The organism is Candidatus Mycolicibacterium alkanivorans, from assembly GCF_022760805.1.
Classification (GTDB): domain Bacteria; phylum Actinomycetota; class Actinomycetes; order Mycobacteriales; family Mycobacteriaceae; genus Mycobacterium; species Mycobacterium alkanivorans.
In genome coordinates, this window is sequence record NZ_JAIVFL010000001.1 from 2,866,502 (window position 1) to 2,884,217 (window position 17,716).

Annotated in this window: 20 protein-coding genes, 1 tRNA gene and 5 pseudogenes; 8 read left to right on the plus strand and 18 right to left on the minus strand. The window is 66.3% G+C overall.

Going from position 1 to position 17,716, the window contains the following annotated elements; all coding sequences use genetic code 11:
- Positions 1-116: 116 nt before the first annotated feature.
- Genes K9U37_RS14105 through K9U37_RS20075 form a run of 4 tightly spaced genes read right to left on the minus strand, consistent with a single transcriptional unit; the run spans position 117 to position 1,334 of the window.
- Positions 117-515 carry a type II toxin-antitoxin system VapC family toxin gene (locus K9U37_RS14105; protein WP_243072209.1) on the minus strand — a complete coding sequence of 133 codons (399 nt, stop codon included), beginning with the start codon at positions 513-515 and terminating at the stop codon, positions 117-119.
- On the minus strand, positions 512-775 hold the full coding sequence (locus K9U37_RS14110; protein ID WP_243072210.1) for a type II toxin-antitoxin system VapB family antitoxin: 264 nt from the start codon (positions 773-775) through the stop codon (positions 512-514). Before K9U37_RS14110 ends, K9U37_RS14105 begins: the two co-directional genes overlap by 4 nt.
- A 17-nt stretch (positions 776-792) precedes the next feature.
- Entirely contained in the window at positions 793-1,200 is a 408-nt protein-coding gene (locus tag K9U37_RS14115; RefSeq protein WP_243072211.1) for an alpha/beta hydrolase family protein, read from the minus strand.
- A gap of 2 nt (positions 1,201-1,202) precedes the next feature.
- The gene (locus tag K9U37_RS20075) at positions 1,203-1,334 is read right to left on the minus strand and encodes a hypothetical protein (RefSeq protein ID WP_272888043.1); all 132 of its coding nucleotides are present in this window, start codon (positions 1,332-1,334) and stop codon (positions 1,203-1,205) included.
- Between the two features lie 231 nt (positions 1,335-1,565).
- On the opposite strand from K9U37_RS20075, the gene K9U37_RS14120 reads away from it, so the two are divergent.
- The 3 genes from K9U37_RS14120 to K9U37_RS14130 all read left to right on the plus strand — a co-directional run bounded on the left by K9U37_RS14120 (position 1,566) and on the right by K9U37_RS14130 (position 3,373).
- Positions 1,566-2,135 carry a TetR/AcrR family transcriptional regulator gene (locus K9U37_RS14120; RefSeq protein ID WP_243071553.1) on the plus strand — a complete coding sequence of 190 codons (570 nt, stop codon included), beginning with the start codon at positions 1,566-1,568 and terminating at the stop codon, positions 2,133-2,135.
- Positions 2,135-2,989 carry a CPBP family intramembrane glutamic endopeptidase gene (locus K9U37_RS14125; RefSeq protein WP_243072212.1) on the plus strand — a complete coding sequence of 285 codons (855 nt, stop codon included), beginning with the start codon at positions 2,135-2,137 and terminating at the stop codon, positions 2,987-2,989. The genes K9U37_RS14120 and K9U37_RS14125 overlap by 1 nt, the downstream gene beginning before the upstream one ends.
- Before the next feature lie 120 nt (positions 2,990-3,109).
- Positions 3,110-3,373, plus strand: a complete 264-nt coding sequence (locus K9U37_RS14130) for a long chain fatty acid-CoA synthetase Faa4p (protein ID WP_243072213.1) — start codon at positions 3,110-3,112, stop codon at positions 3,371-3,373.
- Between the two features lie 40 nt (positions 3,374-3,413).
- Here the strand turns inward: K9U37_RS14130 and K9U37_RS14135 are convergent, their stop codons facing one another.
- From K9U37_RS14135 to K9U37_RS14155, 5 genes and pseudogenes are all read right to left on the minus strand, one after another.
- Positions 3,414-4,259, minus strand: a complete 846-nt coding sequence (locus K9U37_RS14135; RefSeq protein ID WP_308197382.1) for a sulfurtransferase — start codon at positions 4,257-4,259, stop codon at positions 3,414-3,416.
- A gap of 90 nt (positions 4,260-4,349) precedes the next feature.
- Positions 4,350-5,012, minus strand: a pseudogene (locus K9U37_RS14140) (dienelactone hydrolase family protein); the annotation flags it as partial.
- A gap of 383 nt (positions 5,013-5,395) precedes the next feature.
- Positions 5,396-5,523 (minus strand): annotated as a pseudogene (locus K9U37_RS14145) (EamA family transporter); the annotation flags it as partial.
- Between the two features lie 25 nt (positions 5,524-5,548).
- Positions 5,549-6,748 (minus strand): L-2-hydroxyglutarate dehydrogenase, encoded by a 1,200-nt coding sequence (gene lhgD, locus K9U37_RS14150; RefSeq protein WP_243072214.1) that lies wholly within the window; start codon positions 6,746-6,748, stop codon positions 5,549-5,551.
- 310 nt (positions 6,749-7,058) lie between these two features.
- Positions 7,059-7,262, minus strand: a pseudogene (locus tag K9U37_RS14155) (3-ketosteroid-9-alpha-hydroxylase); the annotation flags it as partial.
- A gap of 56 nt (positions 7,263-7,318) precedes the next feature.
- Here K9U37_RS14155 and K9U37_RS14160 point away from each other — a divergent pair.
- Complete coding sequence (locus K9U37_RS14160) at positions 7,319-7,540, plus strand: hypothetical protein (RefSeq protein ID WP_243072215.1); 222 nt, start codon at positions 7,319-7,321, stop codon at positions 7,538-7,540.
- On the plus strand, positions 7,541-7,768 hold the full coding sequence (locus K9U37_RS14165) for a DUF167 domain-containing protein (protein ID WP_243072216.1): 228 nt from the start codon (positions 7,541-7,543) through the stop codon (positions 7,766-7,768).
- Here the strand turns inward: K9U37_RS14165 and K9U37_RS14170 are convergent.
- Positions 7,765-7,893, minus strand: a pseudogene (locus tag K9U37_RS14170) (ABC transporter ATP-binding protein); the annotation flags it as partial. The gene K9U37_RS14165 and the pseudogene K9U37_RS14170 overlap by 4 nt on opposite strands.
- Between K9U37_RS14170 and K9U37_RS14175 the strand changes: the two are divergent.
- Positions 7,892-8,095: pseudogene (locus tag K9U37_RS14175) on the plus strand (lipid-transfer protein); the annotation flags it as partial. The pseudogenes K9U37_RS14170 and K9U37_RS14175 overlap by 2 nt on opposite strands.
- Positions 8,096-8,286: 191 nt before the next feature.
- Positions 8,287-9,768 (plus strand): MFS transporter, encoded by a 1,482-nt coding sequence (locus tag K9U37_RS14180; RefSeq protein ID WP_243072217.1) that lies wholly within the window; start codon positions 8,287-8,289, stop codon positions 9,766-9,768.
- Here the strand turns inward: K9U37_RS14180 and K9U37_RS14185 are convergent.
- The 6 genes from K9U37_RS14185 to K9U37_RS14210 form a co-directional block, all read right to left on the minus strand.
- Positions 9,750-10,490, minus strand: coding sequence for an ABC transporter ATP-binding protein (locus K9U37_RS14185; protein ID WP_243072218.1), 741 nt, complete (start codon positions 10,488-10,490; stop codon positions 9,750-9,752). The two genes, K9U37_RS14180 and K9U37_RS14185, sit on opposite strands and share 19 nt — an antisense overlap.
- The gene (locus K9U37_RS14190) at positions 10,477-11,313 is read right to left on the minus strand and encodes an ABC transporter ATP-binding protein (RefSeq protein ID WP_243072219.1); all 837 of its coding nucleotides are present in this window, start codon (positions 11,311-11,313) and stop codon (positions 10,477-10,479) included. The genes K9U37_RS14185 and K9U37_RS14190 overlap by 14 nt, the downstream gene beginning before the upstream one ends.
- Entirely contained in the window at positions 11,310-12,515 is a 1,206-nt protein-coding gene (locus tag K9U37_RS14195) for a branched-chain amino acid ABC transporter permease (RefSeq protein ID WP_243072220.1), read from the minus strand. The genes K9U37_RS14190 and K9U37_RS14195 overlap by 4 nt, the downstream gene beginning before the upstream one ends.
- Positions 12,516-12,546: 31 nt before the next feature.
- Positions 12,547-13,584: a branched-chain amino acid ABC transporter permease gene (locus K9U37_RS14200; protein WP_243072221.1), complete on the minus strand. Its 1,038-nt coding sequence runs from the start codon at positions 13,582-13,584 to the stop codon at positions 12,547-12,549.
- Positions 13,585-13,664: 80 nt separating this feature from the next.
- Positions 13,665-14,879 (minus strand): branched-chain amino acid ABC transporter substrate-binding protein, encoded by a 1,215-nt coding sequence (locus K9U37_RS14205; protein ID WP_243072222.1) that lies wholly within the window; start codon positions 14,877-14,879, stop codon positions 13,665-13,667.
- A gap of 211 nt (positions 14,880-15,090) precedes the next feature.
- Entirely contained in the window at positions 15,091-15,705 is a 615-nt protein-coding gene (locus K9U37_RS14210; RefSeq protein ID WP_243072223.1) for a two-component system response regulator PdtaR, read from the minus strand.
- Between the two features lie 114 nt (positions 15,706-15,819).
- On the opposite strand from K9U37_RS14210, the gene K9U37_RS14215 reads away from it, so the two are divergent.
- Positions 15,820-15,893: transfer RNA gene (locus tag K9U37_RS14215), tRNA-Leu, on the plus strand.
- Positions 15,894-16,026: 133 nt separating this feature from the next.
- Here the strand turns inward: K9U37_RS14215 and K9U37_RS14220 are convergent.
- Together K9U37_RS14220 and K9U37_RS14225 are read right to left on the minus strand one after the other, a co-directional pair.
- Entirely contained in the window at positions 16,027-16,779 is a 753-nt protein-coding gene (locus K9U37_RS14220; protein WP_243073379.1) for an amino acid ABC transporter ATP-binding protein, read from the minus strand.
- 11 nt (positions 16,780-16,790) lie between these two features.
- Positions 16,791-17,714 carry an amino acid ABC transporter permease gene (locus tag K9U37_RS14225; protein ID WP_243072224.1) on the minus strand — a complete coding sequence of 308 codons (924 nt, stop codon included), beginning with the start codon at positions 17,712-17,714 and terminating at the stop codon, positions 16,791-16,793.
- Between the last annotated feature and the right edge of the window lie 2 nt (positions 17,715-17,716).

Here is a 17,716-nt window from a genome sequence, read left to right on the forward strand (position 1 = left end):
ATCGTCCCAGCGCTTCGCCCCCGCGAGGAGGAGCCTTCGCTGCCGTGTTCGGTGACCACCGATGGCAAGGGTGACGCGATTCGGCACGCAGTTTTGGCCGCTGAACTGGACGCCGATCAATCGAGTGCGGCAGAAGTGATGTCGGTATGGGTGAAGGCGTCACCGACGTACAGCAACGGTTCACCGGTAACCGCGGCAAGGGCGTAGGAGAAGCAATCGCCGAGGTTCAGGCCGGCAGGATGGCCGCTACCACGTCCAAACTCGCGGTAGGCGCGCGTGGCGCTCACGGCCTGCTCGGCGTCGAAAGACACCGTCGCAATGCCCAGTTGACCGATTAGGCGCTCGACCCGCCGCAGATCTTCGGGCGCCAGTCGTCTCGTAAGGACCGCCCCGACCTCAACCAGTGTGGCCGCGGAAATCTTTGGCGCGGGCGCGCCCAGCAGTGCGTCAACCAATCGATCGCGACCGGATTCGTTGAGCGCTATCGCCACGATCGCCGAAGTGTCGACGATCACGCAGGCAACCCGTTCTCGTCGTACAACTCCGTTTCCTCTGCGCGGATCCGTTGACGCTGCCGCGCCGTCATCGACCGATCCAATTCGCAAAGCAATTCATTCACCTTGCTGCGCCGACTATCCCGGCTTTCACCACCAGTAAGTTCCGCGAGCCTGGCGCGCACCGCTTCTTCGACAGCACTGGTCTGAGTGAGCCCCGTGCGGCGCGCAAGTTCCCGCACCAGCGCCACGGTCTGCTCGTTCTTGATGTTCAGACTCATAGTAGAAGTCTACCTGCTCATGGTAGATTTCTGCAGGGCGTCCCCGTGTCCCGGTGTTCTCCTCCATCACCCCGGTGCCCACGAGGCGTGGCTCCATCGTGCGACGGGATTGGTGCGGCGACGGCCGTCAGGTGTTCGGCACGGCCGACCGCTCCCCCGCAATGTGGCCCAGCGAGCGCGGTGACCGATTGACCCAGGGTCAACAGCGAACGCAACGCGGGGCCCACCCCCGGTCCGATCTGGCGGGCGAGGACCTCGAAGAAGTCGTCGAGGATGTCGAACGCGATCACCCGGCTGATCCGTGATTCGAACGCGGCCGCCCTGATGACGAGGCCACCACCGAGCGACATCCCGATGGCGGTGACACCGTCGAAGCCGTAGTGGTCGAGCACCGCGCCCATCGGGCGCTCCCACTCGGGGATCATCGTCAGACCTTGCTCTCCAGTGGGCCGCCCTGCCCTGGCCCGTCGAACATGACGACGCGCCGGCCGGCGTCACACATCGCCGCGGCCAGTGGCAGGAACTCTTCGATGTAGCTGTCGAACCCGCCGAACAGCACGATCGGTGCGCCGGTCTGGTCGGCGGGCCGCAGGACCCATTCCGAATAGGTGTTGGACCGGGCCGCCAGCTCCGCGATCTCGTCGACGGCGGACCGGCCGATCGACTCGACCCAGCGGTTGCATTCGAAGTTGAGGGCAACATCGGAGTGGAACTGGCGATAGCCGACGCGGGGGCCGAGGTGTCCACGCCAGAAATGCTATCGCAAGTTGACTTGCGATATGGTGGCGGCGTGACGGCAGTGACATCCCACCGGCGCGGAGAGCACGTGCGTCACACCGTGCTGGCCGCGGCCTTCGACGAACTGACCGAAAACGGCCTGGCCCGAGCGACTGTCGCGGGGGTGGCGCGCCGCTCCGGAGTGCACGAGACGACGATCTACCGGCGGTGGGTGACCCGCGAGAACCTGTTCGTGAACGCAACGCTGGCCCGCAGTGCCGACGAGATACCCGCGCCGGACACCGGATCGACGCGGGGTGATCTGATCGCGATCGTGCGCGCAGTGACCGCCTATGTGTCGACGCCTGCCGGGCGTGCGGCGCTGCACGCGGCCGCGGTGCCGTTGGACGACGCGTATCCCGATGCCCGCGCGGCGTTTTGGGCGGGCCGGCTGCACGCGCTACGCCGAGTGGTCGAGCGCGGCATCGCGCGTGGCGATCTGCGCCCCGACACCGATCCGGGGCTGCTACTCGAGACTCTTGTCGCGCCGGTGCACGGTCGACTGCTGTTCACCGGCGAACCGGTCGACGACGCGCTGGCCGAGTCGCTCGTCAACCTTGTGCTGCGCGGCGCGGCGGCCTAATGCGGACGTTCGCGCTGGTGCACCCCATCGCCACCGGCCTGGCGCTCGTGCTGGCGGCGGGCACGTTCCGGGTGCTCGATATCTTCGTCTTCCGCCTGGACGAAAGATGGGGCGAGATCATCGTTTCGAAGGTGATCGGTGTCCTGATCGTGCTCGGCTTCCTGTGGGCGACGGGCGCGGGACTGGCCGCATCGGGGTTTCGCGGCAGCGGGATCGGACCGAGCGTGCTGCTCGGCGCCGGCCTCACGGTCATCGCCTTAGTCGCCGGCTACGCGGTGGAGTTCGTCCAGGCGGCACACGCCGGGCAGCGGCCCGAACTCCTGGTGCGCGCGATCGATCCCAAGACGAGTCTGGCCGGGGCCGCCGCGTTCGCCGTCTTCCTGCTGATCGGCAACGTCGTGAACTCCTTCGCCGAAGAGGGGCTGTTTCGCGGGCTTCTGATACCGCTGTTCCTGCGGGAGGTCGGCCCGTGGCCGGCGGTGCTCGGCTCCGCGCTCCTTTTCGGGCTGTGGCATCTTCCCTGGGCGGTGAAGGGCATGCTCGACAAGAGCGGAGATCCGGTGCCGCTGTTGCTGGCCAACTTCCTGCCGCAGGCCCTGCTGGGCATCGTCTGGGGCTATCTCTACCTGTGCACGGGCAATCTGTGGGGGTCCTGGGTGGCCCACACCCTGACGAATTCGGTGCTCAACTTCCTGCACGTCCAGACAGGCGACGACGTGGACGGCGGGCTGGCCACCCGGATGATCACCTTCACGGTCGTGATGCTGTTGGGCCTCATCGTGATCCATTGGGTAAGCCAGAGGCTCGGTCTTCTTGCGGTGGCGCCGTGGGGCGCCGAGGCCAGCTCAGCATGACGCGGCCGGGCCGGGCGACCGCGGATCAGGCCGGCACGCCTACCGTCACCTGCGATTTGCTGTTTCGGCCCGCTGGGTTGTATCTTTTCCGGCGGCCCAATCGTTTCGGAAGGCGAGAAGATGCGCACTCATTACCGAACACGCGGCTTCTCCACACGTCCGCAGCGCGGCCTGCGTTCCCACCGGGTACTGCGCCCTGTCGCCGGCCAGTGTTTCGAGATCGACATCCGCCTGGAGAACAACCACTGGGTCGTCGGCATCCCCGAGATCGACGAGGCGACCGAGGCGAACACCCGCGCCGCCGTGGAGCTCGCTGCCCGAGAATGTATCGCCGCCAAGACCGGAATCCCCATCGGATACATCTCCGTGTGGGTTCGCGACTGAGCCGGTGAGGACGGCCACACCGACCGGTACACCACGACGCTCACTCCGCGCCGCGAGCCACCGGCCGGCCGGGTTCTGAACTCCACTGCGACCAGGAACCGGGAAACAGCGCAGCGCCACGGCCCAGAGCGGTCAGAGCAGCGATGGTGACGGCCGCGGTCACCCCCGAGCCGCAGTACACCCCGACCGGCTCGTCGCCGATGCCGCGGCCGGCCAGCAGGTCGGCAAGTTCGCCGTCGGGCCGAAACCTCCCCTCACCGGTGAGCACCGAGGTGCTGGGCAGGTTGCGGGCGCCGGGAATGTGGCCGGCGGCGGGGTCGACCGGCTCGAGCTCGCCGCGGAAGCGTTCCGGCGCGCGGGCATCCACTAATGGCCCGTCGTTCGCCTGATCGGCGGTCAGCGTGGACATCGCCCCGGCGTAGAGGTCGTCGTACGGCACGGTCACGGTTCCGGGCTGCGGATCGACGGGTCCGCTGTCCAGGGGCCCGCCGGACGCCGTCCAGGCGGCCAGCCCGCCATCGAGGATGCGCACGTCGGGCAGCCCGGCGGCGCGCAGCACCCACCAGGCCCGCGCCGAACCGGCCCGGTTCCAGTCGTCGTAGACCACCACGGGGCGCCGGTCCCGGACGCCCCAGCGGCGCGCGGCGGCCTGCAGGTCGGCCCCGGAGGGCAGCGGATGGCGTCCACGCCCGGTGACCGAGTGGTCGCTCAGTTCGTCCTCCAGCGACACGTACACCGCTCCCGGCAGATGCTCGTGCAGGTAGGCGGCGCGACCGTCGGGCGTCGCCAGTTCCCAGCGCACGTCGAGGATTGTCACCGGCTCACCGTCGGCCATCCGGCGGATGAGTTCGTCGGCGGTGATCAGTACGCCAGATCGGTTCGTCACCGGACCTCCATTCCTGCGCCCATGACCAATCCACGTTCTGTTTCTACACAGGGGTGCCGGGCACAGGCTCTCCGGCTGCGGGATGTGGTGTCAGGATTCGACGGGAATCGGCGTCAGGTGATCCAGGAACCAGTCCCGTGCCAGCGCCGCCACCTGCTCGAGCGCTCCGGGTTCCTCGAACAGGTGTGTGGCACCCGGGATGACCGCGATCCGGCATTCGGCAGGTATCGCCGCACCGGCCTGCCGGTTGAGTTCGAGGACTGTCTCGTCGCGGCCGCCGACAATGAGAAGAGTCGGTGAGTCCACCTTGGCCAGCCACCGGCCGGCCAGATCGGGCCGACCACCCCGGGACACCACCGCGGCGATGCTCACCGCGGGATCGGCGGCGGCCCGTAGCGCTGCGCCGCCGCCGGTGCTCGCCCCGAAGTAACAGACGTCGAGTCCGGCGGTGTCGGCCTGGGACCGCAGCCACACCGTGACCCCGATCAGCCGGGAGGCCAGCAGCTCGATGTCGAATACATTGGCCCGGTCCTGCTCCTCGGCCAGCGTCAGCAGGTCGAACAGCAGGGTCGCCAGTCCCGCCGACACCAGCACATCGGCCACGTAACGATTGCGGGGACTGTGCCTGCTGCTGCCACTTCCGTGGGCGAACACCACGATCCCGCGCGGCTGCTGCGGAACGGTCAGATGCCCGGCGACGAAGACCTCGCCCACCGGGACGCGGACCTCCTCGTCGCGTAAGGGTTGTTGTGCGTGCATGTGTCGACCTCCCCTCCCCCTCGACGGTACGTCGCGGGCGCGCCCGGGGCAGCCGAATCCCGCGCAAAGCCAGCATGTCCCGTCGGCGGTAGGGTCTGCGGGGTGAACTCCCGCAGGCTTACACCCCCGACGGGCGGCCCCGCGTACGGGCACCGGGCATCGCCTCACCCGGTGATGCTGCTGTCGAATTAGCTCACCGTCGCCGGCTGCCATGTGGGTCCGCAGCTGAGGGTGGACAACCCGTTGGGCGGCGACTGCTCTCGCGCTACAACAGGAAACACCCACAACGACCCGAACACAGCACGTCGATCACCAGCCTGACCGTCACCATCAACAGCGGCGAACCGAGCTGATCAGCTCTCGGCGAGCAGGCGCACGATCGCCAGGACCCGCGGAACCTGGTGGAGCACAAAAAACCGATCAGCAACGCGAGTGCGGGCTCCAAGGCCATCAGCGTCCCGAATGCGGCGGTGGTCAGCCGCCGCAGCGCCATCATCTCCTCCGTCGGGCGAACGGATTTCGCGACCTCGTCAAGCGGTGACCCGGTCGACCAGCTCGCGTGCCAACGCGAATGCCGACGTGGCCGCCGGCGAGGGAGCGTTGCGCAGGTGCGAGACGGGGCCGTCGCGTGAGATCACGAAGTCGTCGACCAGGGCTCCGTCGCGGCCTACCGCCTGCGCCCGCACACCCGCGTGCGAGGTGCCGTCGAGGTCGTCGAGGGTCAGCTCCGGCATGTAGCGCGCGGCTGCGGTGACGAACGCGCTGCGGCTGGCCGCCATCCGGACCTCGTCGACGCCGACTCGCCAGTACTTCCGCGCGACCCGCCAGGTTCCCGGCCAGGTGATGGACTCCCAGGAGTCGCGCCAGATCCACCGGCGCAGCGAGTAGGCGTCACGGGCGGGCACCATCATGGCTGTCGGGCCGAGGGTTTCCTGGCCGGTGGTGTGCTTGGTGATGTGCACGCCCAGGAACGGCAGTTCGGGGTCGGGTACCGGATAGATCATTCCGTTCAGCCGTGGTTGTTCGGTCGGTTTGAGACCGAGGTAGGCGCCGCGGAACGGCACGATCTGCGGGTCGCGCGGGGCGCCCGCCCGCCGGGCCAGCCGGTCGGACCACAAACCGGCGCAGGTGATGACCCGGCGCGCCCGCACCGGTCCCTCGGCGGTGCGCACGACGGCGTCCTCGCCGGCCTTGATACCAGTCACCTCGGTTCCGAACCGGACGCTCGCACCCAAGGTCGTCAGTTCACCGACCAGCGCCCGGGACACCGCGACATAGTCGACGATCCCGGTGCTGGGTGCGTGAAGTGCCTGCAGCCCAACGGCATTCGGCTCGATCGCGGCGATCTCGTCGGATCGTATCCGGCGCAGGCCGGGGACGGCGTTGGCCCGACCGCGGGCCTCCAGGTCGCCCAGGCGCCCCAATTCGTCGGCCGACACCGCGACGATCAGCTTGCCGCAGCGCTCGTGCGGGATGGCGTGCTGCTCGCAGTACTCATACATCAACCGCGCGCCCTCGACACACAGCCGGGCCTTCAAGGATCCGGGCTGGTAGTAGATTCCGCCGTGGATCACCCCGGAGTTGTGTCCGGTCTGATGCTGTGCGGGTCCGGGCTCACGTTCCAGCACCGCGACGGAGTCCTCCGGGCGGCGCAGCAGCCACTCCCGGGCCACCGCCAGACCGACGATGCCCGCACCCACCACGACGAGGTCATAGCCGGAGGCAACCATGGCTCAATCGAGGTCGGCGACGGCGGATGCGGTCAAACCTGCCGAGCCGCTTGCCCTCGTCCCGGGCCGGCTCACTGGCCGCCTCCGCAGCGTCTTGTGTCAGACACTCGCGACATAGGCACCCTTTCGCCCGGCACGGCCCGAACAGGCACGCGTCACCGTGCAGGGTACCGCACAGGATGCGACCTCTCTGGCTGATGTGACCGTCGAGCCGATGGCCACGTTGCCCGCCCACTGACCGGGGTCGTAGTCGCCTGGCGTCAGTCGTCGCCCAAGTCCACCTCGTCCAGAATCGGCACCCTGCCCCCTGCACAAAGGAATTCGCGTTGACCGGGTAGTGGCAGTCGAGCAGCACGGTGTGCTGATCGTCGTCTTCATAGTGGCAGGTCAGATCGTCGATCATGAACGACGGACCCCAGTACGAGGCCACCGAGGTGTTGCCGAGCAACTCGGTGGCCCCGGCTCGTTGCGAGATGTCGGCGCGGCTGACGCCATTCGTGTACTGGGTGGCGACACCGAGACATCAATAGAGTCATAGCGGCGACAACTGGTCCGAACCTGGAGAAAGACATGCCCGATTTCGACGAACCCGATTTCGACGAAACCGTCGACCCCCTCGTCCCGGTGCGCGACGAGAAGCTCGGCCCCTATGCCGGTACGGTCCGCGGACCGCTTGACCACGACCGTCTCGGCGTGCCCGCGCTGCCGGGCAAACTGTTCGGGGGCCGGACGCTGATCGGCCGGTTCCTCCCCGCCCTCAGCGGGTTTCCCAATGCGACGCTTGCCCGCTAGATGTCCGACACCGTCGTTGTCACCGTCAAGCCGGGCAGCCGCAAGGGCCCACTGGTGGAGACCGGCGCCGACGGCAGGCTGACGATCTACGTGCGCGAGCGCGCCATTGAGGGAAAGGCCACCGAGGCCGCGGCACGGCTGCTCGCCGAGCATCTCGGGGTACCGCGCAACCGTGTCGAACTGCTCTCCGGGGCCACCTCGCGGATCAAACGCTTCCGCGTCGGTTAGGCCACGCCCAGGTACGCCGCGCGAATACTGTCGTCGGCCAACAACTCCCGGGCCGGGCCGGTGGGGGTCACCGACCCGGTCTCCAGGACGTAGGCGCGGTCGGAGCGGCTCAGCGCCCGCTGGGAGCAGTACCTCGGATCGGTCGAGGGCGTGCGGTCAGTGCGGGCGGTGAGCCTGCAGAGTCCGCAGTACCCGCGGCACCCGCAGCATCTCCCCGAATTGCCGGATATCGCCACGGATTCCACCGCAGCGGTGCCCGGCCCGGAGCGGGTGTTCAAGGACCAGATCCTGGACGCTGCCTACGCCGAAGCCTCCATCGGCCCCGAAGCCGCGGCCCCGGCTGCTCGCCGGCCATCTCGGCGTCCCTCGCAGTGCCCATATGTCGATCAGACACACAGCAGAAGAACCGCCACCAAATTTTTGCGGTGTCGTCGATTGACTCGGGTGTTCGCGCCGGGCCCGCTTAGTCGAACAATGGAAAAGTCGGACACATGTCATCGTTGAGTGCCAAAGATCGCATGGCCGAGCCGAAGACCGTTCAGGGCTACATCGACGAACGGCCCACCTGGTCGGACGGCACAGCCATCACATCCACGCCGATGACCGGCATGCAATGGCGCATCTTCGGCCTTGCCTCCGCAGGCAAGCTCTTCGAGGGCATGGTCGTATTCATGACCGGTGTTGCGCTGCCGTTGATTTCGGTCGAGTTCGGGCTGGCAACCGCCGACAAGGGCTTGGTGACCGCCGCATCGCTGGCTGGCATCCTGGTCGGAGCCAGCGCACTCGGAGGGTTGGCCGACCACTTCGGCCGCAAGCGGATGTTCATTGCCGAGATGGTCATCTTCACGTGCTTTCTGATCGCACTGACCCTCGCGCCGAACTTCACAACCCTGGTGATCTGCCTCTTTGGCGCCGGGGTCGCGTTGGGTTGCGACTATCCCACGGCCCACATGGTGATTTCCGAAAGCATACCCACTTCGGTGCGGGGACGGTTGGTGGTGAGCGCCTTCGCCTTCCAGGCCGTCGGAGCGTTGACCGGAACCGTCATTGGCTTCGCCGTCCTCTATGAGAGCCCCGATGTCACCGCGTGGCGGTGGATGTACGCCGTGGCCATCGTGCCGGCAATCCTCGTCACCATCGGGCGCCTATACATCACCGAGAGTCCGCACTGGCTACTCCACGAGGGCCGAACGGACGAGGCCGAACAAGCCACCCTCCGGCTACTCAAACGGTCGCCGGCATATCCCACGAACGTGTCGCTTCGCCACATGATCGACGAGGCAACTACCTCTGCGAGCAGTTATGCGGCACTGTTCAATAAGAAGAACCGCAGGGCGACCATTCTTGCATCGGTGCCCTGGTTTCTCTCAGATCTGGGAACGTACGGAATCGGCATCTTCACCCCGACGATTCTGGCCGCGATCATCGGCAAGAAATCCGACGGCACCGCATTGGCTTCCACGATTCACAACGACTTGCTCGGCATCAAAGGTTCGGCATTGATGGACGTACTTTTCGTGATCGGCATCCTGGTCGCCATCGTGCTGGTGGACCGGGTCGGACGCATCAAATTGCAGACGATCGGGTTCATCGGCTGCGCGGTCGGCCTTCTTCTGGCGGCATTATCGATCAGGCCGGACGGGCAGCACACGATGATTCTGTTGTTCGCCGGATTCATGTTGTTCTATTTCATGACCAACCTGGGCCCCAACTCCATGACCTACCTCATCGCAGGCGAGGTCTTCCCCACCGAAGTCCGCGGCCGGGGAGCCGGATTCGCCGCGTCGTTCGCCAAAGTCGGAGCGGTGATGACCGCGTTCCTGTTTCCCATCCTGCTCAAGGAAATCGGGACATCAACCCTGCTTTACCTATTGGTTGTGGCGTTCATTCTGGGCGCCATCGTGACGGTGACCTTCCGCATCGAGACAACCAGGGTAAGTCTGGAGAACCTCGGAGCCGCACCCGACAACGATGTTGAGCCTCAGGCCACACCCAGGTAAGCAGCACGAATACTGTCGTCGGCCAACAACTCCCGGGCCGGGCCGGTGCGGGTCACCGACCCGGTCTCCAGGATGTAGGCGCGGTCGGAGCGGCTCAGCGCCTGCTGGGCATTCTGCTCGACCAGCAGCACCGTGGTGCCGGTGGCGTTGATCTCGGAGATGATCTTGAAGATCTGTGAGATCACCATCGGCGCAAGGCCCATCGACGGCTCGTCGAGCAACAGCACACGGGGACGGGCCATCAACGCGCGCCCGATAGCCAACATCTGCTGCTCACCGCCGGACAGCGTGCCGCCGACCTGAGCGCGGCGTTCGGCCAGCCGAGGGAAGGTCTCCAGCACCCAGTCCAACCGCTCGCGGTGTTCGGCCTTGCTGTCGAACGTGCGCCCGTAACAACCCATTTCGAGGTTCTCCAGCACCGACATGCCGGGGAACACTCCCCGGCCCTCGGGTGCCTGGACCAGGCCGTCGATGGCCCGCCGGTGGGCTTTGACCTTCGAGATGTCGCGGCCGTCGAACCACACCGAACCCGACGACAGCGGCCACAGCCCCGAGATGGCCCGCATCATCGTCGTCTTGCCGGCGCCGTTGGAACCCAGCAGCGTGACGAGCTCGCCCTGCCGTACCTCGAGCGAAATCCCGTGCAGCGCTTGGATTCTGCCGTAATGCACGACGATGTCGCGGACTTCGAGCAGGGGTGTGCTGGCTTCAGAGCTGGTCATCGGGCACTCCCAGATAGGCCGCGATGACCGCCGGGTCCTCGCGGATCTCGGCGGGCAGGCCGTCGGCGATCTTGCGGCCGAACTCCAGCACGACGATGCGGTCGGTGACGCCCATGACCAACCTCATGTCGTGCTCGATGAGCAACACGGTGTAGCCGTCGTCGCGGATGGCACGGATCAGGTCGATCAGGGCGGCTTTCTCACTGGGGTTGAAGCCCGCCGCCGGCTCGTCGAGGCACAGCAGTTTCGGCTCGGTGGCCAGCGCGCGGGCGATCTCCAGCCGACGCTGGTCGCCGTAGGGCAGGTTCTTGGCCTTCTCCTCGGCGCGGTGGGCGATGCCGACGAACTGCAGCAGGGCGACGGCCTTCTCGATCGCCGAACGCTCCTCGCGACGGTGGCGCGGACTGCGAATCAGGGCCCCCGGTACCGAGGTGTGGTGGCGGGCGTCGGTGCCGACGATGACGTTCTCCAGGGCGGTCATCTCGCCCCACAGCCGGATGTTCTGGAAGGTCCGGGCAATACCGCGGCGGGTGATCTGGTGGCGCTTGATGCGGCCCAGCGGCGCGCCGTCGAACGTGACCGAGCCCGAACTGGGCCGGTACACACCGGTGATGGCGTTGAAGCAGGTGGTCTTGCCGGCACCGTTGGGCCCGATCAGGCCGAGGATCTCACCGCGTTTGATCGAGAAGCTCACCGAGTCCAGCGCGGTCAGACCACCGAACTTCACGGTCAGATCCTTGGTCTCGAGCAGTGTCTCGCCCTCGGCGGCATGCACCTCCCGTTGCTGGGCTGCCAGGGTTTCGTCGACGACGGGTTCGGTCATGCCGCCGCCTTGGTATCGTCGGCGGCCCCCAACAGTTTCCGCGCCGACTTGCCGTAAGCCAGCAGCTGCTGGCGCACCGGGAAGAGGCCCTGCGGTCGGAAGATCATCAACACCACCAGCGCCAGCCCGAAGAACAGGTACTTCAGGTCGCCGAGGTTGATGCCCAGGAAATGCACGCCAAGCAGACGGTTGGGCAAGTAGACGATGACGAAGGCTCCGAAGAGCACGCCCAGCTTGTTTCCCTGGCCGCCGAGCACCACCGCGCACAGGAACAGCATCGAGTTGATGATGTTGAACGTCGGCGGCGCCACGTACTGCACCTGCCCGGCGTACAGCGCGCCGGACAGGCCGCCGATCGCCGCGCCGATCACGAAAGCCCACAGTTTGAACCGGAAGGTATTGACGCCCATGACTTCCGCGGCGTCCTCGTCTTCGCGGATGGCCACCCAGGCCCGTCCGGCCCGACTGCGTTCGAGGTTGCCGACCAGCAGCAGGATGCCCACCATCAGGATCAGGCCCAGCCAGAACCACCAGGTGCCGTAATTGGCGTGTCCGGACGAATTGCCGCTGGAGAACACGCCTTCGGGCAGCTTGTCGCTCTGGCCGATCCGCGGATAGGCCACCTCGTTGAGCCCGCGCGAACCGTTGGTCACATCAGAGAGGTTGTCGGCGAGCAGCCGGATTATCTCGCCGAAGCCGAGGGTGACGATCGCCAGGTAGTCACCGCGCAGCCGCAGGGTCGGTATGCCCAGGATCAGCCCAGCCAGTGCGGTGGCCGCCATGGCGATCGGGACACACGACAGCCAGGCCCACTTCTCGCTGAACATGCCGGTGGCACTCGACTTGTTCCACGGGCTGTCCGGGCTGGTGAGCAGGGCGACGGTGTAGGCGCCCACGGCGTAGAAACCGACGTATCCGAGGTCGAGCAGCCCGGCCTGGCCGACGACGACGTTGAGGCCAATCGCGATGATCGCCACCATCGCGAACTGGGCCATCGTGCCGCCGAAGCTGATGCCGGTGGTGTTGAAGTACGGCGGCGGGAACAGCGGGGTGAGGGCCAGTAGTCCGAACCCGATGACACCGAAGCCCCACTTCTGCACCCTGCTGAGACCCGACCACCACTCGCGCAACCCGTCACCGGGGGCCAGCAGGCATCTGCTCCAGCGGCCCGGAGTGTGATCGTCGGCTTCTCTGTGCGTCATTCGCGATCCGCCTGCGCTACTCGCTGGTGCCTCATGCCCTCGCCTTTCCGAGGCTTTCGCCGAGTATGCCGGTGGGCCGGATCATCAGCACCAGAACCAGCAGGATGAATGCGACGACGTCGCGCCACTGGGTGCCGAACACGGCCTGACCGTAGTTCTCCATGATGCCCAGGATCAGACCGCCGAGCAGCGCGCCGCGCAAGTTTCCGATGCCGCCGAGCACCGCCGCCGTGAAGGCCTTGATGCCCAGCAGGAAGCCGCCCGAGTAGATGATGCCCTGCGGCACCTTGAGGGTGTAGAGCAGCGCGGCGGCGCCGGCCAGCATGCCGCCGATGAGGAACGTGGTCATGATGATGCGTTCCCGCGAGACGCCCATCAGCGTGGCGGTGGTCGGATCCTGGGCGACCGCGCGGATGCCGCGGCCGAACTTCGTCCGGTTGATCGCGATGTCGGTCAGGATCGCCAGCACCAGTGCGGCGGCGACGATCACCAGCGTGACATTGGTGACCGAGGCACCGAAGACGTGGAACTGCGCCTTGGGCTGCACCAGGGTGATCGGCTGCTGGGCGTTACTGCCGCCGTAACCCTTGAGGAGCTTGGGCAGCACGAAGTGGACGAACTCCTGCAGGACGAATGACATGCCGATAGCCGTGATGAGGAACGTCAGCGGACGCGCGTTGCGGCGTCGCAGTGGCCGGTAGGCCACCGCCTCCAAACCTATTGCGGCCGAACCGGATACCAGCATCGCGAACAACATCGCGATGCCGAGGTACAAGATGGTCAGCAGCACGCCCTTGCTGTAGGCGTTGCCGCTGGGGGTGAATCCCAGAATGATGTCCAGGCAGAAATACGCGCCGAACATGCCGAGCATGAAGATCTCGGAGTGCGCGAAGTTGATCAGCCGCAGCACACCGAACACCAGTGTGTAACCGACCGCCACCAGGGCGTAGATCGCACCCCAGGACAACCCGTCGATGGTCAACTGCCAGAAGCCTTCTCGCAGGTTATCGACGTTGAAACCGATGTCACCGGCGAGGCAGGCGTACTGACCGAGGCACTCACGGATCATCCTGGGGCGGACTCCTTGCGGTCTGTCGTCAACGAGAACGCGTCCGAGACTTCGGGTCTCGGACGCGCCTCGTGAATCGCCTACTGAACCTTGTAGATCCAGATCAGGGTCGTGGTCAGTTCGCCCTTGTCGGTCCACTGGTACTTACGGGCCACACCTTGTCCGTCGTAGTTCTTGACCCACTCGAGCAGGTCCGGACGGGTGATCTTGCCGGCGTCGATGCCCTTGAGCAGCACCGTGCCCAGGTCGTATCCCTCGGTGCTGTACGTGCCGGGGGGCTGACCGAACTTCTTGGTGTACTCGTCGGCGAAGGCACCGGTGGCCGGGCCGCACGGGCAGGAAAGGATGGCGTCCTTGGAGGACTCACCGGCCTGCTTGACGAACTCCGGATCCTTGGTGCCGTCGGCGCTGACGAACTTGCCGGTGAAGCCGCCGTCGCGCAGCTGCTGCACGAACGGTGCCGCCTCGGCGTAGTAGCCGCTGTAGAACACCGAGTCCGGCGACCGGCCCTTGACCTGGGTCACCGCGGCCGAGAAGTCCTTGTCGCCCTTCTTCACCGAGATGTCGCAGGCCGAGTCGGCCACCGGGCCCAGGGTTGCACGGACAGCCTGCGCCAGGCCGGTGCCGTAGTCGGTGCTGTCGTCGACGACGCACACCTTGTTCTGCCCGAGGGTGTTCTTCAGGTAGTTGGCGACCGAGGGGCCCTGCACCCCGTCGTTGGCCAGGCCGCGGAAGAACGTCTTCCAGCCCTGCTCGGACAGCGTGACGTTGGTGGCCGAGGCGGTGGTCGACACCAGGCCGGCCTGGTCGAACACCGAGCCGGTGGCCTTGGTCTCACCGGAGAACCCCGGGCCGACGAGGCCGATGGTGAACGCGTCGTCGACGATCTGCGGCGCGATGGCCGTGGCCTTCTGCGGATCGCCTTCGGTGTCGAACGGCTTGAGCTGGACCTGGCAGCCGGGGTTGGCGGCGTTGTGCTTGTCGATGGCGAGCTGCACGCCGTTCTTGATGTTGATGCCCAGGGCGGCGTCGGGGCCGTTGAGCGCGCCGGCCATGGCGATCGACACCGGCGGGCAGCTGGCCTTGCCGTCGCCGGCAGGGTCGGCCGCAACGGCGCCGGCCTCGGGCTTCACCTCGGCGCCGTTCTGATCGATCTGGACCTGCTCGACGATCTTGAGGTCACTTTGCGGGGCCTTCTCCCCGCTCGGTGGGGACTGGTTGCAGCCGGCAATGCCCAACACCGCCAACAGCGCCGAACTAGCGGCGATTGCACTCCGCGTCGCGCGACCGCGCACGTTTCACCTCCGGATCAGTGGGTCATCTGGCGTCGACATCGCAGACCGCACCCGGGCCCGACGGGTCGACACTTCCGCTAGAACATAGCCAACCCTGCGCCGCAGCGCGTGATCTTGGACGACGCCCGGCCGTGAGCGTAGGTGCCGACGCGACAAACGGCACGGTCAGAACGGTGGGCGACCGACGGCAGGTCGCAGCGGAAACGCAGAGTTAACGCGGCGGGTCGGCGTCCAGCGTTTCCAGGACCACCTCGGCGACCCGCCTCATGGTGGTGCGCCGGTCCATCGCCGCGCGCTGGATCCACTTGAAGGCCTCGGGCTCGGTCATCCCCTGCTTGGTCTGCAGCAGCCCCTTGGCGCGCTCGACGAGCTTGCGGGTCTCCAGCCGGTCGGAGAGGTTGGCCACCTCACGCTCGAGTTCGGTCACCTCGGCGAAACGGCTGACGGCGATCTCGATGGCCGGGATCAGGTCGCTGATCGAGAAGGGCTTGACCAGATAGGCCATCGCCCCGGCGTCGCGCGCCTTCTCGACGAGGTCGCGCTGGCTGAAAGCGGTGAGGACCACGATCGGTGCGATGCGCTTCGCGGCGATCTCGGAGGCGGCGTCGATACCGTCCCGCCGGGGCATCTTGACGTCCATGATCACCAGATCTGGGCGCAGCTGCTCGGCCAGCTCGACGGCTTCCTGCCCGTCGCCGGCCTCGCCCACGATGTCGTAGCCCTCTTCGCGCAGCATCTCGGCCAGGTCTAGCCGGATCAGCGCTTCGTCCTCGGCGATCAGAACCCGGTGGGAAGCGCGGCCTTCAGCGTCGGTAGACCCGGTCATGAGGCCATTGTCGCTTGGCGGGCGCCAAACAGCGACCTCGGGGCACTCGGCGGCACCGCGCGACGGGCTCACCGCACGCATCGTCTAAGGTGGAAAACCGCCGCCACGCGGCCTGCCCTCGTATCCCAACTGGCAGAGGAAACGGATTCAAAACCCGTACAGTGTGAGTTCGAATCTCACCGAGGGCACGAGATCTACAGACACGTTGTTGCGGCCAGCAGGTGGTTTCTATGTGCTTCGTCTGATACCGCCGAGGTGCGCGGGCCGGTCACAGAGTTTCGAAAACCGTTGTGCCCGAGAGCGTTTCAATCGGATGGACCTTTACATGACTTTCGACAGGAATGCCTTGGTGCGGTTATGCTGCGGGTTGCTCAGCACTTCGCGCGGGGCTCCGCTCTCCACGATCACTCCGCCGTCCATGAACACCAGCTGATCGGCGACCTCACGGGCGAAACCCATCTCATGGGTGACGACGACCATCGTCATGCCTTCGCTGGCAAGCTTTTTCATCACGGCCAGGACCTCGCCGACCAGCTCGGGGTCCAAGGCCGAAGTGGGCTCGTCGAACAGCATGAGCTTGGGGTCCATGGCCAGTGCACGGGCGATGGCGACTCGCTGCTGCTGCCCGCCGGACAGCTGAGCCGGGTAGGCGTCGGCCTTGTCCGACAATCCCACCTGGTTGAGCAGGTCGCGAGCCCGCTCGATGGCCGCAGATTTCTTGACCTTCTTGACGTGGATCGGCGCCTCGACGATGTTGTCCAGCGCAGTGCGATGGGGAAACAGGTTGAAGTGTTGAAAAACCATGCCGATGTCGCGGCGTTGTTTGGCCGCGTCGCGGGGTGACATCTCGTAGAGCTTGCCCTGGCCCTCCCGGTAGCCCACCAGTTCGCCGTCGACGTAGAGCCGGCCGGCGGTGACGGTCTCCAGGTGGTTGATGCACCGCAGGAACGTCGACTTGCCGGAACCCGACGGCCCGACGAGCACCAGTACCTGGCCGCGGTCCACGGTCAGGGTCACGCCCTTCAAGACCGACAGCGCCCCGAAGTCCTTGCAGACCGTCTCGGCCCGCACCATGGGTTCGGTGCTCATACGTGTCCCGCCTCCGTGCCGGTCTGCGCCTTGGCCAGCGCCTCCAGCTGCTTCGACGTCAAGCGCCGGGAGATACCACGCGAGAAGTACTTCTCCAGGTAGTACTGCCCGACCATCAGGATGCTCGTGACGAGCAGGTACCACGTCGCGGCCACCAACAGCAGCGGGACGGGTTCGAAGATGCGGGCGGCGATCTCCCGCGAGGCGATGCTGTAGAGGTCATACGAGTACGGCACCGCGGTCACCAGCGAGGTGGTCTTCAGCATGCTGATGACCTCGTTGCCGGTCGGCGGGATGATCACCCGCATCGCCTGGGGAAGCACGGTGCGCCGCATCGTCATTCCCCACGACATGCCCAGCGCGGTGGAAGCCTCCGTCTGCCCTTCGGGCACGGAAGTGATTCCGGCCCGGATGATCTCGGCCATGTAGGCGGCCTCGTTGAGACCGAGGCCGATGACCGCCAGCGCGAAGGGAATCGACAGGCTCTGCAGATTGAGATGGAACAACGACGGACCGAACGGCACACCCAACTGGATGTTCTGGTAGATCGTCGGGATCAGGCCCCAGAACACCAGCTGCACGTACACCGGTGTGCCGCGGAAGATCCAGAGGAACACCCACGACACCGTCCGGAACACCGGGTTCGGTGACAGTCGCATCACCGACATGACGACACCGAGGACGATGCCGAGCACCATCGAGTAGACCGTCAGCTGCAGCGTGTTGAACACACCCAGCAGAATGCGTTCGTTGAACAAGTACTCGGCATAGGTCGACCAGCCGTATGCCGAGTTGGTGGCCGCGCCGTAGATGAACAACCCGACCAGAATGATGATGACGGTCGCCCCCACCCACCGCCACGGGTGTCGCAGTGGCACCGCATTGATGGCGGATGGGGCCGACACGTCGACGTGTGCCATAT